The sequence below is a fragment of the Legionella norrlandica genome, assembly GCF_000770585.1.
In the GTDB taxonomy this organism is placed as follows: Bacteria; Pseudomonadota; Gammaproteobacteria; order Legionellales; family Legionellaceae; genus Legionella; species Legionella norrlandica.
Map to the genome: position 1 here is coordinate 57,808 of NZ_JNCF01000003.1, position 16,982 is coordinate 74,789.

Sequence of the window (16,982 nt, forward strand, 5' to 3'; positions counted from 1 at the left end):
TATGATATCTGAGTATTCAAGAGAGAAGCAAAAACGCAATAAAAAATTGATGTTAAGCCCGAATTAAATTGGAGTTTTAATTGAGTTGTATTCTTAAAGTAGCTATGTTGTTATTATGCTTTGTGTCGTTAGCTTTTTCTGCGCCACAATTTCTAACCATCTCTGATATTCATTATGGTGCAGAAAACACAGAAAAAGATGGACAGGATACTGGGAACGAGTTTCTGGCTGTTACTTTAAAGCGACTTGAAGAGTTAACACAAAAGGTAGATTTTATTTTGTATTTAGGAGACCTTCCGACTCATTCCTTGTTTTCTACAATCAAAAAAGAAGAATACGAAAAGGTGGTATTTCACGGTTTGTATGAAGCAGATCAGGGCAAAAAACCGATGTTCTATGTCACTGGGAACAACGATTCTTTGTTGGGGAATTACCAGCCATTTTCTTCAAATGGCAAATCACCCCTAAGTTTCGCTTCAGATTGGACTGGTGCTTGTGCTTATTGTGATGAGTTAATTATTGATGCCACGCCTATGTACCAGCATGGTTATTATTCAAGTTATGTTATTCCAAATAACAAAGATATAATTTTAATTGCGCTGAATTCCGTACAATGGACTAAGACCCCTATTTTATTGCCTAAATACCCTAATCAGAAAAAAGATGCTTTTATGCAGTTGTCTTGGTTAGAGCAGCAATTGAAAAATCACCATGCAAAACAATTATTATTAGCAATGCATGTGCCGCCAGGAACAGCTTATAACGGAACCTCTTTTTGGCATGAAATTTATCTGGATAGCTTTTTAAAATTATTAGATAAATATCACCATTCTTATGATCAAATTACGTTGCTCTTTTCCCATTCTCATATGGAAGAATTTAGGAAAATAAAATTATCTGATGGAACAAATATTTATGCTTACTCTACTCCAGGAATTAGTCGAGTTCACCATAATAATCCTGGTATGAAAATTTTCACTTTGGATAAGAAAATGAGAATCAGAAATTTTATAACCTATTTTACCTCTGATTTGTATGAGTGGGGGAATGAGTGTTACCAGGCTATGAGTGCTCCTGATGCTATTTTCCCAAAGTGCCAAAACCAAACTATGTCTCAGTGTTTGGGTGCTTTAAGCTCAGAGCAAGTGTGCGACAATTTGGAACATGGATTATTTTACGGAGTAAAAAGCACTCATGTTCCTGATCAGGCATGTAGAAAAACATACCAAGTCAATTAAGCTATAACCGCTTACATGTCAAGTTGCCTCTTCCCTCAATCCAAGCTGTCCTAGATTTTGTAGCAAAGGTGCATTTTCACATGCTATGTATAAACAATCTTGATCGCCGCTCAAATTGACATGGCAGTGCCATGCCCATACTGGGATATAGATAGCATCTCCTTTCTGCCATGCAACGATCTGGTCCTCAATGATGCTATGGCCATATCCCTTAATGATATAAATTAGCGTTTCATAATTATGTCTGTGCCTGCGTGTTGACTGTTGTGGCTTGAGCCCACCCAATGTCATACTCATTGTTTTAGATGGCAAGTCAACAATGCTGACAAAGTGATGGCGTTCAGCACTGAATATGGAACTGTCTCCTTGTGGCAAAGTTATATTCTTATGAATCAGCTTTTCTGGCATATTCACACTCAAGTGCGATGGGATTTTTGCAAAATCTTTTGATTGATAGTTCATGGTATTTAATCCAGTAGTGCGTCTAAAAAACGGATACGGTGTTTTATGATATCATCAGCCACTTTGCGAATGACAATGAATTTATTCGGATTTTTGACCAATATTTTTTGCAATACTTTGCGTAATGTTTCGGCGTGCCCATCATCACAGTGGATGTGTACGGTAAAAAACTCCAGATCTTCATTGTCAATATGGTGCGCTTTGAATCCGTTAATAATATGCGAATAAAGCTCTGGCACGATGGCTTCTGCACCAAGGCAAATGGCCGTGACACCGTATATAGCATCAGGATGGCGGCAGTAAAACAGCATGGTATCGATCAACTGTTTTGTTTCTGTCCGTATTGGCGCTGACATATCAACATTAAGTTTTTTCATCATATCCTGGTAGAGACGCGAGTGTGGAACATTAGAATCTTGTTTCAAACCCATTTCATCGCACAGGTTATCCAGTAGCTGGTTGAAATTTTCCTGGTCTTCCAGATTGGACAATACCGCACATAGGTAACGAGTAAAGCGGCGTGAATAATGTGCATGTTGAGCGACGAAGTTATCCAACTCACTGCGTTGTATGGATTGATTTGCACATTTGGCAATGAAACGCGATTGGCGCAATTTCTGGATCAGTTCGGTTGTTATTGTTTCTATGGCTTCAGACATAATTTTCCTCACATTTATATAGTATATGTTATTGTTATTTAATATTATTTGACTTTGTCAATGCTATTAGATAGCATGCTATTATTCAAGATCAAAGGAAGATAAATTATGTTAATAAAGAAACTGAATACCTTACCCCAGACACCGGAAGCTAATACTGTGTATATCCTGGAACCCTGCAATTCCAATCCCGATTACTATGATGAGCGTACCAACCGAAACATTGGTTGGATTAGCGAAGAAGAGCAGCAGATTTTGAAAGGCAAGACAATTGGAATTGCCGGTTGTGGAGGAATGGGCGGGCTGCTGGCGCAGACATTTTTACGGTGTGGAGTTGGTACTATCAAAATTGCAGATAACTCGTATTTTGATAATACCAATATCAACCGGCAGTTGGCCGCGACACGATTTTCCAGTGGCACCCAAAAAGCCCTGTCGACAGCGAAGATTTTGCGTGAAACCACAGATGATGCAACCATCCATGTTTATCCAGAAGGTATTCAAGAAAATACTGCGGCAGAATTTGTCGATGGCTGTGATCTAGTATGTGACCAGATTGAGTTTTGGTCAGTAGGAGCACGGATTTTATTACATCTACATGCGTATGAAAAAAACATCACAATTTATAATGCCAACACGATTGGTTTTGGCACACGGTTATTTCATTTCACTCGTGATAGTATGTCAATGGAAGAATGTCTCGGTATGAGTTACGCGGAAGCGCGCGAGCTAGAGCAAAAGCTCAATGCCAAAGCTGCAAATTTTGAGGAAAAATCAAGAGTAATGCAGGTGGTAATTAACGGGCTTATGCCGAAAATTCCAGATTATGCCTCGACAGCAAATCATTCTTATAGTCATTCTTCCGTATTTTATCAGCGGTTGCAACAGGAAGAAGTGGTGTCCATTATGGCATCTAACTGCCCTATGGCGGCAGGATTTCTAGCAAATCAAGTGATTTTGTATTTACTAAAGGATTCAACGATTAGACGTGATATCAAATTACCGCCATTAATGCCGAAATATGTTTACTTTGATGCGGCCCATATGGAGATCAAGGTATGCGAACTCAACAGGTAACATTTCATTTGCAAAAAAAAGCAGTAGAATTTAGTGCTGCGGTAGCATTTGCTCGAAAACAAGCTTTTCAGTGGTATCGTTGTGAACCATCGGATATTCCCGAACGCATTTTTGCTGCACGGGTCGGTGCGCAAGTTGTGGCGACAGTTGGTGTAACAGATAGCTTTCCGCGGCAGTTGCCGATCCAACAACTGTATGATTTGGAGAAAGCTCAATTGCCATGCGATTGGCACTGGGAGTCCGTAGTGCAGCTCAGCTGGTTTTTCAGCAACATGAAAGGCTGTTTTATGACCCTACTACTGAAGGCGCTTAACTACTGTCATCTTTCGAGCAAACGTTATGCGGTTTTGCAGATGAAAGAAGTGGTCAGCTCGATGTTGAAAGAAAAAGGTTTGCAGCTCATGCCGATTTTCTGCTCACAACTACGCCTGGATAAGGTGAGCGAAGCAGATCGAGGATATTATCAGGATACGTCACCTGTACGCCTTTATTATCTAGACATTATTAAGAACATTTTTTCTATAAGGAATTATATTTTGAGGAATCAATCTCAAGCCATATCACTTCAATACAATGATGCCTGTTACGAATTACACAGTGAAATTGGCTTATGAATACGGCATTTTATCCATGCATCGAGCCGTACAGTACATATTATCTTAAAGTAGATGAGGTGCATACGCTTTATGTGGAGGAATCTGGAAACCCTACAGGTTTACCAGTGGTGTATTGTCACGGCGGACCTGGTTTTGGGTGTGATGTGGATAACAGGCGTTACTTTGATCCAGAAATCTATCGAATTATCTTATTTGATCAACGCGGTGCCGGAAAATCGATCCCATTTGCAGAAATCAAAAATAATTTTACCCTAGCACTTGTATTGGATATGGAAAAAATACGGCGTCACCTTGGTATTGAGCAGTGGGTTGTGTTTGGCGGCTCGTGGGGATCGACTCTGAGTCTAGTGTATGCAGAAACATTTCCTGAGCGGGTGCTGGCATTGATTGTACGCGGGATATTTCTTGCGCGCCACGAAGATATCGAGTGGTGTTTTGCTGGTGGGGGTGCGAAATATGTGTATCCTGAATATTGGCAAGATTTTTATGAATTTATTCCGTTGGAAGAGCGTAGTGATTTGTTAAAGGCTTATTACCATCGTCTCATTGGTAGTGATGAGACGCTGAAACTGCAAGCGGCACGCACGTGGGTGACTTGGCAGGCAACATGCGCCTTGCTGCAGCCTAGTGCTGAATTACTAGCCTATGTACAGGAACCTGAGGTAGCATTTAGCGCGGCTTTGCTAGAGACTCATTATTATTCGAAGGGGTGTTTTTTGAGCCCTAATCAGATTTTGGCAAATGCCTATCGATTGCAAAATATACCGGTTACCATCATTCATGGGCGATATGACATGATTTTCAATGTGAAAAACGCATGGGATTTGCATTTAGCATTACCTAGGTCTACGTTAAAAATTATTGAGAATGGTGGTCATGCAGCACTGGACCCACCAGTCACTCAGGCTTTGGTAGAAGCGACAAAATCAATGGCACAGAAGTTAGCTCCTATTACCATCTAAATATCGAGCGAAGTGAGCTACTCGCGGACTCGGTTTTTAAATTTATTTTAGGACAATAAAATTGTTTATTACATTCTTTTATATTGGTGGTTTATTAGTTTCAATACTTTATGGCAGCGCCTATCTTTTGACGGCGTACATGAGAATTTTGAGCGGCGGCGAACTAAATATGGGAAATTTCATGTTGCTCATGGGCATAGGTACATTGACATCAGTTGGGTACTTGAACAGAAAATTACTAAGATATTTCTCAGCATTAGGCAACACGATAATCGGAACAGCATGTTATAGTGTCGGACTAGTGCTTTTAGGAATGGTGCACAATGTTTCCTACACCTACACTATCGCAATATTAATGGGTCTAGGGTGGGGGTTGATTTACACGGCAAGCATCATGGCATTAAATACAAATATTTCTGTCGCGCGAAGAAAACATCATTACAGCTATTACGCTGCCACCAATGCTTTAGGTGCGGGCATGGCGCCAGTGATTTTTCACTTTCTCGAAAGTTATGGCATTGGTTTGCTACAATTTTATTTCTCTGCAGGATTGTACGCAGGATTCATCGCTGTGTTTTGTTTCATAATTGCTGAAAATTTTGCCCGAAGAGAACAAGCACAGCACCACCAGTATATATTGCCAACCCAAAAGACAAGGCTGGGCGTGATTGAACGCAACGCCGTATTTATGGCTTTCCTCAGCGCCTGCATTTTCAGTACTTTGACATTTTTCCAGATAAGCTTCGCTGAAATTTATCATCTGAATTATGCAATCTTTTTCGCGCTAATCACATTAGCATTGATCCTGTCGCGTCTGGCACTCGCTCATCTGATTTCAGTGTACAACAACACGCTGTTCTACTTATCATTGATGATGCTGGGATCAATTATCATGTTCCTCTTCATCGACACACATTTCTCAATTTATATTATCAGCGCCATCTTATTTGGTATTAGTTACGGCTTGGTTTTTCCCTTGATTCAAACCCTCGCTGTTGCCTATTCGCATGAAAGTCTGCATCCATCCATCATTACCAAATTTGTGTTCGCCTACTTCATCGGCATTTTTTGCTTTCCTATCGCCGGTGCCAGTATACTGGTATATCTCGATCCTCGCATGATCCTTATACTACTCGCTATGTTAGCATTAACTTATTCGGCTATTGCCACAAAAACATTGAGGATGGCGAGAGCTTCCCTCATAATAGGCTAAAATTTTCGAGCGTGGGGTTCTTGTGGAATACGATTTAAAGGAAAGTACTTCAACATTGATTAAAAAGGCGAGTCAGCTGTATATTCGCCTGGCCAACACCTATCTTAAAGAACTTGGGATTCCTCACGGCTATTCTTATTTCCTGCTGCAATTATGGCAAGAAGATGGGCAAACGCAGACGGTGCTCCATAAGAAAATTGGCATTGAACAGCCAACGGCAGTGCGTACCTTAGATCGCATGGAAAGAGATGGCTTTATCCTGCGCGAGCGCAGCAAGGAAGACCGACGTATTATCAAAATATTCCTTACCCAAAAGTCCAAGGATTTACATGCAAAATCGCTGAAAGCAGCGCGAGCAATGAATAATGAGGCGCTTGAAGGATTTTCGGAGGCGGACCGTAAATTGCTAAATAAAATGTTGCGAGATCTGATTGAAAACTTGGAAATTAAATTAAAGTGAGCAATCACAAAGGCAGAAAATGGAAGATTGCTTTAGAAAAATTTTTATAAAAGCTTAGCCTGATGTTCATTATCTATAGGTTCTAAATGAGCTTCAACTGTCCTTTTCAGAGTGCTGAGGTCGTCCTCAGTTTGTGTAGTTTTTTTATTTCTAAAAAAATCGATTAGTGGGTTCTGGTGCGTTTTTATTGTCCTTAAATTTTGAGGATTCAAGGTAAATGCCGAAATTAATCCATAAATTTTTTCTAGATTTCCCTGTTGGCATTTTACTTCAAAAATAAAGTGCTTTAATAACTCACCCTTTTCACGCCGTTGTGCGTCGGTGGATTGACACATTAATTGTGCTCTTGAATAAAGAGCATTTAATGCCAATATGATATCCTCTGGTAACTTCGTTACAGGTTCAGGCGTTTTGGGGATTGAATCAGTAGTTTTGGGCAATACATCAGAAGTGTCTTTATGTTTACGCTTTGTCAAAACTGGGGGTTCAAATTTGAAAATTTTATCGTAATATTTTTCCTTAAAATATTCTGCTAACCAAGTATGCATAGTTGCAGTAGGGTGAACATCATCCAGAACATATAGCCTTTAGCAGGTGAGATATGCTTTTTTTGATCAACAGGATTTTGCTGATTTTTTTTGAAAAGATCAGATTCGACATAAGGAGATTTTAATTTATCTCTTTCAAAGCCATATTGTTCAGGGTTATTATAAACTTTCTTGAATTGTTCATTAACATCAAAAACCGAGAGATTAATAGGGATTCTTAAGTTTTGGTATTTTTTAATTAACTCAAGGGATTTTGTTCGTAGTTGTTGATTAAAATATTCAGTGCTGTTTGATGCATTCTGTTGTTCCTCTCTACTTTTTCTTTGGTATCTAGGAGTTAGAGAGAGATCTGGTAAATTAAATAAAACAAAATTTCGATAACCGTTGCGGATTAAAAGCTCAATGTTTTCTATTCGGTCATTAACTGCTTTATCTGCTGCTGCACGGCTAGGTTTTTCATTAGCAGTGATTAAATCATTTGCTCCAGACCATTCAACTACCAAAGTTTCTGATTTTTCAAGATTAGAGATATTATATTTTTTATCATCGTTTAATAATTGATTTCGTTTACCTCCTAAAGTCGCAAGAATCAATCTTGTAAAAAACAGGGCTAGATTGAAGGTAAAACTGGAAGAATAGTCATGGGCAGTTAATCCGCCTTCACAATAAAAACGAGCAAACCGGGTGCCTTTGAATAGAATATGATTGTCTTCGTTTAGACTAAAAGATTTTTCATTTTTCCTTTTTTCTTTATTATTACTTAGTAATTCATCACTAATGTCCGCATTGTTTATTGCATCATTTTGCAATTTCAATTTTTTTCGAATATGTTCAATTTCAAATTGTTCTGCTGTGGTGGCACCAACATAATCACCCCAAAGAAAACCATTGGTAAATCGTCCTCTGGGGGATTTACTGCTTAAACCACTTAAATAACTCATAGGAATAAAGCCTAAAAGTTCACGTTTATTCAACGTTCCTTTATCGGATAAGCTATCCCCTAAAACGACTAAATGAGAAATTTTAATAGGTTGGTTTGGCATATTTAAATTTCTATAAAAACTATATGTATATATTATATGCATAATGATAATTTATAGGTATAGGAGATGTAAATTTTTTTGTTAGAAATAATAGGGTGTATTGATAAGGGCTAGAGGTATTTATTCAGTTGCGAAATTAAAATAAGTGTTTTGATGGGTTCATTTTTAGAGTGAAATGTCACCATTCATAATAATGATGTTTAAGGCCAAACCAGGTCATTAGATTTTGCAACAATTTGCGATTGGCTTCATGTGATTTTCATGGAATTACCTTCATTTTCGGGTATTACAGAAGCTGGGGTAGCTTGCTGATCTTCATCAAGTTCTTTTCTGTCTTGCTCTTGTTGTTCTGGAGATTTAACCTGTAGATTCTCTTCCCCAACTACAGAGAAGTCTCTTGGTATATCATATAAGGGACCCATCGAATTGGCATAACTGGAATTATTACTTGAGGGGGCTTCCTTATCACTGACAGGTTTTAGGCTAGTTTCAAATTCTTTCCTAGCTTGAACAAGCATTTGAGCAACTTCTGATTTTCTTTGATAATTATCGATAGCATTATAGATTGCGACTCCTGCACTTATAAGTATTCCTATACCTACAATACTTGAAGCAACAGCTAATATTCCACCTCCCTTGCCGAGAGGGCTTGAGCACATGCGTTCCCACCAGGATTTGGGATACCCGTCCCAGGCGCCTTGCATTTGTTTTGTTAAATCTTTATGGGCTTGCATTTTACCAGCTTTTGTTTGATGCAAATTGCTCATAATAGAAACGTCTTCTTCCGCATAGTTTCGGGATGTAAAAAGAGTACGGCTGCCATCTATCGCTTCAACTTTTGCCGAAGCGCCCTGATCAAGAAGACTCACAATAGAAGGAGCAGTTTGCAGCCCAGATTTGTTGTATTCTGTATCAATGGCTAGTTTTAATTCTTTTGCCAGGTCAGAAACATTTCCACCTTTAGCCAAATTTTTCAATGCAGCTGAAATTTTTCCCATTTCTTCTGGCATGGGATCTTTATTATTCATACTATCTAATATGGCTACGCGTCCGTTAATTGCTTGAGCTCTTTCATTTCCACTCTTACATCCTCCAATCGAGGCTTCTTCTACAAAAACTGATAATGCCTGGAACGTTTTAGAGTATTCATGGGTAAAATGTAGGTTATTAGCCATTAATTGTTTTAATGCGTCTTTAGCAGTATCCAGAGTATTTTTTTCTCTTCCTTCCTGGACAGGTTCAGCTTTCCATTCATTTTTAATTTCTTGTATCATGTCGATTGCTTTCAGACCTTCGACAGAGTTTGAAAAGAATGATTCACGGTTTGGTGAGCGGGCCAAGTAGTTTTTGTATTCGTTAAAAATTTGAGTTATTTTCTCTTGTTGTTCTGGTGTTGCGGTTTCATAAAGAGTATGAATTAAGGCCATTTCAGCCATTAAAGTGGTTTCTTTTCGTAATTCGTGTTGATTTTCTGTCTCCAATAGTTTGGAGTCATACCCCAGAGTATCTCCAAAACCATTGACTGATATGTTTTGCACAAAGCAAAAAACTGGGGCTTCACCTTCTTTTTTAAACTGATTGACATTGTAGCGATGTGCTCCTCTTAAAATATGTTGTGCGCTTTGAGTTTGGTAATTTTTAGTGACAAGATCATCCATATTATCGTTGAAGGCGGTATAACTATTATAAATAAACGCCCGTGGTTTTTTATCATTCCCATCCAAACGATTTTTTAAATCATATTCTTTGGTGATTGCCGCAAATTTGTCTCTTACATCCGAAATATAGGCTTGATCATCTTTCAGCCCTTCTTTAACAACAGGGGACGGAGTGCGGATTTGAATACGATAATTGTTATTGAGTTTTACAGTTCCATTGTCTTTCAATGAATGCGTTATTAATTGTCTATGACCAAATTGTTCGCCTTCGATACGGTGATGGGCAGTATTTTCCGATCCTTTAATTAAGGTGGCTAAGCCAGAAGACACATCAGTATGTAATACATCATTAGGTGTTGATGTAGTCGCTTCAGCCAAATGTTTTAATGATAGATTTGCTTCTTTCAATGCTTTTTTGTCTAACTGAAATCCAGTGTTAGCTACAACCCGTTGCATTAGAAGGTATGCGCTTCTGGCATTATCTCTTTTCGTGCTTTGTCCAATGATTTATTTAGCTTGGCAATATCGAGAGTACCATCTTTTCGTATAGCACTCTTCAGAGACTTGGCATAAGCTTCCATGATTCTCTCGTTAAGAGCCTGAGTGGTTTCTTGATGCGCCTTTTCAAAGCGTTTCGGATCATCTGACTTGCTCACTTGTTGATAAACGCGTGCAGCGAGGGCTAGATGGAAATGAAATTCCTGTTGGAGCGCAATGATGCTGCCTTTAGGTGCTTTGTCAAGTCGCTCTATGACGGCTTCTGGGTTTTCTATGTTGGCTTTTTGTAACGTTGTTTTTAGTTTTTCTTTAAATCTATCTGCTAATTCTGGGGTCTTGGTGATATCAAGACTAACTGTAGTACTCGGAGATATTTTTATTCCAATGATCTTATCTAAATCAGTAAGATTTTCTGCTGAAATTGGTGGTTCCTTGTTAAGACCTGTATTTAATTCCGCTACAATTTCTTCAATGTTTGGTGTTACGTCAATTAAAAGACGCCCTTGAGGGTCGAAGGGAGGGTTTCGGTTTTCTAAAGCAATAGCTTGTGCCTTCTTAACCAAATAACTCATGTAAATGGCCTGGGCTTCGGCCTGTTCTTTTGTGAGTTCTGTTAACATAAAAAGACTCTCATTAAAAGGACTATTTATTTAATTATAAGCATAGATACCTTAAGAAGAGATTAAGCATAGAAATAACATTGAAATTATTGGTTTCCTTAAATATGGAGTTTCGCATTATTCAATGTGGATTTTTAGTAAAAATCAATAGTAGTAGTTGTAACATCCAGAGGTTCAGGAGGACCATCTACATCTAATAGGACAGGCTCAACAACAGGAGAAACAACTGTAACTTGTTGATATTCTACCACTTCTTTCATAGTGCAGCAGCCAGTCGTTGTTACAGCAATGACGATCAGTATTATCCATTTCATAGCGAAACCTCTCGTTTACGACTAAATAAATTTTAGTCCATTTGGTCACAAATTGCCAATTTAACTTAATAACCAGAAAGTTTGGAAAGGGATGGTAATAGACACCACTCTTTAATGGTAGATTTCAGTCTAACGGATAGTTTCGTAAGTTATTTAATAAGTATATACTCATCGTCTTGATTATCGGCAGAATTATGAATTTATTTAAACGCAAATTCTGGAGAAGAATCGCCCAAAATTGAGAGAAATCAATGCTATCAAACAAAATTTCTAAAATGCCAGGACTGGGCTAGTGGAGCATTTTGGGTACTTCAATGAAGATGGTTTTGCTTTATCGAAGGTCGAGTGATTTTTCTCAAATTGTGCGTTTATAATTCATCAGGAAAGGACACCAGTGATTGATATGGGAATAATCATTACGCCATTTGAGCATTTAGACACTATTTCAGTAATGGGAATTAATGTTCGCGGAAATGTAATTGAAGACAGCCTCATTCATCTGGTCATTGCGCAATTTTTATAGGGTGTGGTGATGTTAGATAGAGCAAGTGTAGTGGATGAGCAATTTCTGAAAAGAGTATTGCAAGGGGATTTTCCTCAACTGAGAAGTAACATGAGCCCGGATACAGCAGAACTGGACAAAAAGACTGCTATAGAATTTTTTGACTCACAAATTAAATCCAGGCTTCTTGATATCATTGCAAGGCAATTAAAGGAAAAAGGATTATCCTTTTATACTATTGGTAGCAGTGGGCATGAAGGTAATGCTGTATTTGGTCAAGTTTTCAGAACGACTGATATGGCCTTTTTGCATTACCGTAGCGGGGCGTTTTTCTTACAACGAGCCAAACAATTACCCGGGATAGATGGTGTAAAAGACATATTGTTGTCATTAGTGGCAGCAGCAAGTGATCCTATTTCTGGCGGCAGACATAAGGTATTTGGTAGTGTGCCTCTAAATATTCCACCTCAAACATCAACTATTGCCTCTCATTTGCCAAAAGCTTTGGGTGCTGCTTTATCAATTACTAGAGCAAAAGAATTAGGATTACAAAATAAGTTGGCATCAGATTCGGTAATACTTTGTTCTTTTGGTGATGCCTCTACCAATCATGCGTCAAGTCAAACTACGCTGAATGCCTGCTCATGGATTGCCCAACAAAACTATCCTTTGCCTATCGTTTTTATTTGTGAAGACAACGGGATCGGTATATCTGTCCCTACTCCCCCTAATTGGGTAGAAATATCAGTCTCGTCGCGCCCAGGCATACATTATATTCAGTGCGATGGCTTAAATATTGCTGATGTTTTTGCTAAGGCTCATGAAGCCGAATATTTAGCAAGAACTAGAAAACAACCAGTTTTCTTACATATGCGTTGTGTGCGCTTATTGGGGCATGCGGGTTCCGATATTGAATCACAATATAATTCTCAGGAAGAAATCGAACGCCGGGAGGCCAACGATCCTTTATTGCATACTGCAGGTATTTTGTACCGAGAAGGGTGGATGAGTTTGCAGGCAATGGTTGAACTTTATCAGGACAACAGAACCTTAATTGAAGCAAAAGCATTAGAAGCAATTAGAGAGCCAAGAATGGGTAGTGCCGAAGAAATCATGGTCTCTTTAATTCCCAGAATAGAAGAAAAGCAGGAATTTCCATTACCCAATGAAAACAAACGGGCTCAAGTGTTTGGTAGTGCTTATAATCAGCTCACTATAAAACGCAACTTATGTCAGCATATCAATTTTGCCCTTACTGATCTGATGATGCAATACCCTAATATGTTGCTTTTTGGAGAAGATGTTGGAAAAAAAGGGGGGGTGTATCGAGTGACTGCTGATCTGCAGGCGCGGTTTGGGCAAAGAAGAGTATTTGACACACTATTGGATGAAACGACTATTATTGGTACAGCCATTGGTTTGGCGCATAATGGCTTTATTCCTGTTCCAGAAATACAATTTTTAGCTTATTTGCATAATGCAGAAGATCAATTACGTGGGGAAGCATCCACTTTATCTTTCTTTTCAAGTGGCCAATATCAAAATCCTATGATAATTAGAATTGCCTCTCTTGCTTATCAAAAAGGATTTGGAGGTCATTTTCATAATGACAATTCAATTGCTGTTTTAAGAGATTTACCAGGTGTTATTGTAGCTTGTCCTTCTAATGGCCCAGATGCTGCAAAAATGTTGCGGACCTGCATGCGTCTTGCCTATCAGGAAGGAAGAGTCATTGTTTTTTTAGAGCCCATTGCTTTATATATGACCAAAGATTTGTATAGCCCTGGAGATAATGAATGGTTGTTCGAATATCCCTCACCAGATGAAATGATTGCTCAAGGAGAAGTTGGGGTTTATGGAGAGGGAGATACCGTTATCTTAACTTATGCTAATGGTTATTATTTATCTCGTCAGGCTGAAAAGGTTTTGCGAGAAACTCATGATATTTTTGTTAAGATCGTTGATTTACGATGGCTTAGTCCTTTACCTAAGGAAGCTATTTTAAAGGAAATTGCCAAGGCAAAACGTATTTTAATTGTTGATGAGGGTAGACAAAGTGGTTCAATTAGTGAAGGATTGATGACATTATTGATGGAAGAAGCTTCGGTACGTTTAAAAATAAAACGCATTACTGGGAAAGATTGCTTTATTCCATTGGGAACAACCTGGCAATATTTGTTACCAAGCCAGGAAAGTATTATAGAAGCGGTGATCGCATTACAGTCAGATAAAAGGGAGAAGGAAAGTGGACGACTTGTTATTTCTTGATGAGCAATTACACGACGACGAGCGCATGATCCGAGACAGTGTCTCGCGTTTTGTTAGCAATGATGTAATACCTTTAATGGCTGAATCTTATGAGCACGCTCATTTTCCTAAGGAGTTGATAAAAAAGTCTGCTGATTTAGGTTTGTTGGGTTTAACCTTGCCGGCGCAATATGGTGGTGCTGAAGCTTCGTATGTCGCTTATGGTTTGGTCTGTCAGGAATTAGAGCGTGGAGATAGTGGCTTGCGCAGCTTTGTTTCTGTACAAAGCTCATTATGTATGTATCCGATTTTTAAATTTGGGAGCGAAGAGCAAAGAAAGCGATATCTACCCGAAATGGCTGCAGGCCATATAATTGGCTGTTTTGGATTGACTGAACCTGATTCAGGTTCCGATCCGGCCAGTATGCGTACTAATGCCAAGAAAGTCGCAGGTGGTTGGATTTTAAATGGTGCCAAAATGTGGATTACTAATGCCCCTATTGCAGACATAGCAATAGTATGGGCAAAAACAGAGGCAGGAATTCGCGGTTTTATTGTGGATACAAAATCTGAAGGAATGAGCTGCCCTGAAATTAAGCTAAAAATGTCCCTACGTGCCTCCATCACTGGAGAGTTGGCTTTCGATAATGTTTTTGTTCCAGATGAGAATTTTTTGCCAGGAAGTGAAAAAGGTCTTGGTGCGGCTTTAAGTTGTTTGAGTCAGGCGCGCTATGGTATCGCATGGGGTGCTATGGGGGCTGCTATGGCTTGTTTTGACATAGCTCGGGATTATCTACTAGAGCGTAAGCAGTTTGCTAAACCTTTGGCCTCTTTTCAGTTGATTCAAAAAGATTTAGCGGATATGTATACAGAAATTATCAAGGCTCAATGTCTTAACTTACAAATTGGCCGCTTAAAGGATCAACATCGTGAGACGCCAACAATGATTTCCTTGGCGAAAGGGAATGCATGTCGTGAGGCATTGAAAATTGCAAGAAAATGTAGGAATCTAATGGGCGGAAATGGAATTAGTCTTGAGTACCATGTCATTAGACATATGCTCAATTTGGAATCGGTCTTCACTTATGAGGGTACTGATAATGTACATACCTTGGTGTTAGGAAGACATATAACAGGAATTAATGCTTTTGGTTAAAGACTTTTCTGCTTTTATCAAGTAGTTCTGATTACCACAAGATAATGATTCTTAAATAATTACAATTTAAGTTCCTCTTTTAATAGAAGAGGGACTTGATAGGGATTTTAATTTTTTGGGAACTAAGCAAGTACTCACTAGGCTGTTGCATTGACTAGGACAAATTTTGCGATAACTGTTCGGGTTTGAATCTTGATAGAACGCCAGAGTTGTACCCAAGCGGAAAGATGAATGAGAAGTGCGGCATACCTCGACATGTGAGCATTTTCAGCCAATTTTTGTTCAAGATAGGCCAAGCATGGCTGGTGATGCAGTGTGAGTTACATTTTGTGTGCGCGCTTATTGTTTGATGAATATTAAAAACCTCTTGAAATCTTATTCAGAAAGCTGTTGCTTCGTTGGTGAGATGCTCGAATCCTTAGGAATAGTTGTGCTTCTTGTTTCCTCGCACTTACTGTTTTGCAGAAAATTTCGAAAGAGGTCTGATTTAAAACGGTTTTTACAAACAAGTACAGGAGTTTAATATGATTAACATGAAGTTAAAAGCAGCTTTAATAGTATGTTTGTCCGTTCTAACATTAGGTGTTTATGCCAATTCATTAAGTAAGGAAACTATTCTGCAACAATGTCGTGACTTATCTTCTTTAGTGGCGTCATTAGTTACCAGCCAGGAGAAAAGAGCTTGTGCGGAGAAGCTTGCTCTGGCTTCAATGCATATTGATACGGCCATAGATTGGATAATAGAAGATGTTTATCATGCGGCAAGGCAAGAATTAGACAATGCGTCTTATGCTTTACAATATGCGGAGCTAAGTAGTTGCAATCGTTATATCCAGATATCTCATTCTAAATTTGAAGCCCAAAGACTAAAAAATCTACTATAAAAATAATTTTTCCAACAAAAAGTCTCATTGCTTTCATGAACAATGAGACTTCTGTATTTTACAGGTATGTAGAAGGGCATTCTAAATTAAGGATAAAGCTTCTATGTCTCATGCTCAAATCACTATCGAAAGAGTTTATTCCCCGCCCGAGCATAAAGAGGGAAAATGGATACTTGTAGATAAGCTATGGCCTCGCGGAATTAAAAAAGACAGTATTGCTTTTGATATGTGGTTAAAAGAAATAGCTCCAAGTACTTCTTTAAGAAAATGGTTTCATCAAGACTCTAATAATTGGTGTAAATTTGCCAAACGTTATATACAAGAGCTCCAAGAAAAATCAGATCTTATTGAAGATATTCTAGAAATGGCAAAAGACTCGTCAATCACCTTATTTTATGCTGCAAAAGACATCCATCATAATCATGCCTTGGTTCTCCAAAAAGTCTTATTATCTTGGCCAAGAACACCAGAGATTAAATAGAGATATAGCGAAATAAAAAAATTGTATACGCTGAATTTTATATACAAATCATAACCCTTGTTATTTTCATCTTATTTAGATATCATTCCCAACCAATCGGGGCGTAGCGCAGCCTGGTAGCGCACTAGCATGGGGTGCTAGTGGTCGAAGGTTCAAATCCTTCCGTCCCGACCAAGCCCAGTATGGGTTATAATAAATCCGAATCCCCTAACAACAATTCTGGGCTACACTTCTGGCTACACTTTTCAAAATTAGATACAACTCGTTAATCAAATGATGGTAAAACTTAAGCTTGTCATCATTAAAAATATCAGAGAGAAAATAATTGGCTCTTCCCCAAATC

At 38.6% G+C, this 16,982-nt stretch carries 15 protein-coding genes, 1 tRNA gene and 1 pseudogene; 11 read left to right on the forward strand and 6 right to left on the reverse strand.

All coding sequences use genetic code 11. From position 1 onward, the window contains the following. The first annotated feature begins 80 nt into the window (after window positions 1-80). Entirely contained in the window at window positions 81-1,238 is a 1,158-nt protein-coding gene (locus OK13_RS01410; protein ID WP_035886917.1) for a metallophosphoesterase, read from the forward strand. Between the two features lie 18 nt (window positions 1,239-1,256). Here OK13_RS01410 and OK13_RS01415 read toward each other — a convergent pair whose 3' ends face one another. Continuing rightward, on the reverse strand, window positions 1,257-1,700 hold the full coding sequence (locus OK13_RS01415; RefSeq protein WP_035886919.1) for a cupin domain-containing protein: 444 nt from the start codon (window positions 1,698-1,700) through the stop codon (window positions 1,257-1,259). Window positions 1,701-1,705: 5 nt separating this feature from the next. Further along, window positions 1,706-2,359, reverse strand: a complete 654-nt coding sequence (locus tag OK13_RS01420; RefSeq protein ID WP_052117511.1) for an iron-containing redox enzyme family protein — start codon at window positions 2,357-2,359, stop codon at window positions 1,706-1,708. Between the two features lie 108 nt (window positions 2,360-2,467). Here OK13_RS01420 and OK13_RS13805 point away from each other — a divergent pair, with 108 nt between their 5' ends. The 5 genes from OK13_RS13805 (at window position 2,468) to OK13_RS01445 (ending at window position 6,688) form a co-directional block, all read left to right on the forward strand. Beyond that, window positions 2,468-3,436 (forward strand): ThiF family adenylyltransferase, encoded by a 969-nt coding sequence (locus OK13_RS13805; RefSeq protein WP_052117512.1) that lies wholly within the window; start codon window positions 2,468-2,470, stop codon window positions 3,434-3,436. After that, the gene (locus tag OK13_RS01430) at window positions 3,418-4,050 is read left to right on the forward strand and encodes a hypothetical protein (protein WP_035886921.1); all 633 of its coding nucleotides are present in this window, start codon (window positions 3,418-3,420) and stop codon (window positions 4,048-4,050) included. Before OK13_RS13805 ends, OK13_RS01430 begins: the two co-directional genes overlap by 19 nt. After that, window positions 4,047-5,015 carry a prolyl aminopeptidase gene (gene pip, locus OK13_RS01435; protein ID WP_035886922.1) on the forward strand — a complete coding sequence of 323 codons (969 nt, stop codon included), beginning with the start codon at window positions 4,047-4,049 and terminating at the stop codon, window positions 5,013-5,015. Before OK13_RS01430 ends, pip begins: the two co-directional genes overlap by 4 nt. A 61-nt stretch (window positions 5,016-5,076) precedes the next feature. Further along, a complete protein-coding gene (locus OK13_RS01440; RefSeq protein ID WP_035886926.1) occupies window positions 5,077-6,228 on the forward strand; it encodes an MFS transporter in 1,152 nt (383 codons plus the stop codon). A gap of 22 nt (window positions 6,229-6,250) precedes the next feature. Continuing rightward, window positions 6,251-6,688, forward strand: a complete 438-nt coding sequence (locus OK13_RS01445; protein ID WP_035886929.1) for a MarR family winged helix-turn-helix transcriptional regulator — start codon at window positions 6,251-6,253, stop codon at window positions 6,686-6,688. Window positions 6,689-6,732: 44 nt separating this feature from the next. On the opposite strand, the pseudogene OK13_RS01450 reads toward OK13_RS01445, so the two are convergent. The 4 genes and pseudogenes from OK13_RS01450 to OK13_RS01465 form a co-directional block, all read right to left on the reverse strand. Next, window positions 6,733-8,279, reverse strand: a pseudogene (locus OK13_RS01450) (SGNH/GDSL hydrolase family protein). A gap of 248 nt (window positions 8,280-8,527) precedes the next feature. Continuing rightward, window positions 8,528-10,393 (reverse strand): hypothetical protein, encoded by a 1,866-nt coding sequence (locus tag OK13_RS01455; protein ID WP_052117513.1) that lies wholly within the window; start codon window positions 10,391-10,393, stop codon window positions 8,528-8,530. Next, the gene (locus OK13_RS01460; protein ID WP_035886930.1) at window positions 10,393-11,055 is read right to left on the reverse strand and encodes a hypothetical protein; all 663 of its coding nucleotides are present in this window, start codon (window positions 11,053-11,055) and stop codon (window positions 10,393-10,395) included. Before OK13_RS01460 ends, OK13_RS01455 begins: the two co-directional genes overlap by 1 nt. Before the next feature lie 134 nt (window positions 11,056-11,189). Then, window positions 11,190-11,369, reverse strand: a complete 180-nt coding sequence (locus OK13_RS01465) for a hypothetical protein (protein ID WP_035886931.1) — start codon at window positions 11,367-11,369, stop codon at window positions 11,190-11,192. A 532-nt stretch (window positions 11,370-11,901) separates the two neighbouring features. On the opposite strand from OK13_RS01465, the gene OK13_RS01470 reads away from it, so the two are divergent. From OK13_RS01470 to OK13_RS01490, 5 genes are all read left to right on the forward strand, one after another. After that, on the forward strand, window positions 11,902-14,139 hold the full coding sequence (locus OK13_RS01470; protein ID WP_035886932.1) for a dehydrogenase E1 component subunit alpha/beta: 2,238 nt from the start codon (window positions 11,902-11,904) through the stop codon (window positions 14,137-14,139). Continuing rightward, window positions 14,117-15,274 (forward strand): acyl-CoA dehydrogenase family protein, encoded by a 1,158-nt coding sequence (locus OK13_RS01475; RefSeq protein WP_035886933.1) that lies wholly within the window; start codon window positions 14,117-14,119, stop codon window positions 15,272-15,274. The genes OK13_RS01470 and OK13_RS01475 overlap by 23 nt, the downstream gene beginning before the upstream one ends. 524 nt (window positions 15,275-15,798) lie before the next feature. Continuing rightward, window positions 15,799-16,158 carry a hypothetical protein gene (locus tag OK13_RS01480; RefSeq protein WP_035886934.1) on the forward strand — a complete coding sequence of 120 codons (360 nt, stop codon included), beginning with the start codon at window positions 15,799-15,801 and terminating at the stop codon, window positions 16,156-16,158. Window positions 16,159-16,261: 103 nt separating this feature from the next. After that, the gene (locus tag OK13_RS01485; RefSeq protein WP_035886939.1) at window positions 16,262-16,639 is read left to right on the forward strand and encodes a DUF488 domain-containing protein; all 378 of its coding nucleotides are present in this window, start codon (window positions 16,262-16,264) and stop codon (window positions 16,637-16,639) included. Between the two features lie 97 nt (window positions 16,640-16,736). Further along, a tRNA-Pro gene (locus OK13_RS01490) sits at window positions 16,737-16,813 on the forward strand. Window positions 16,814-16,982: the final 169 nt, after the last annotated feature.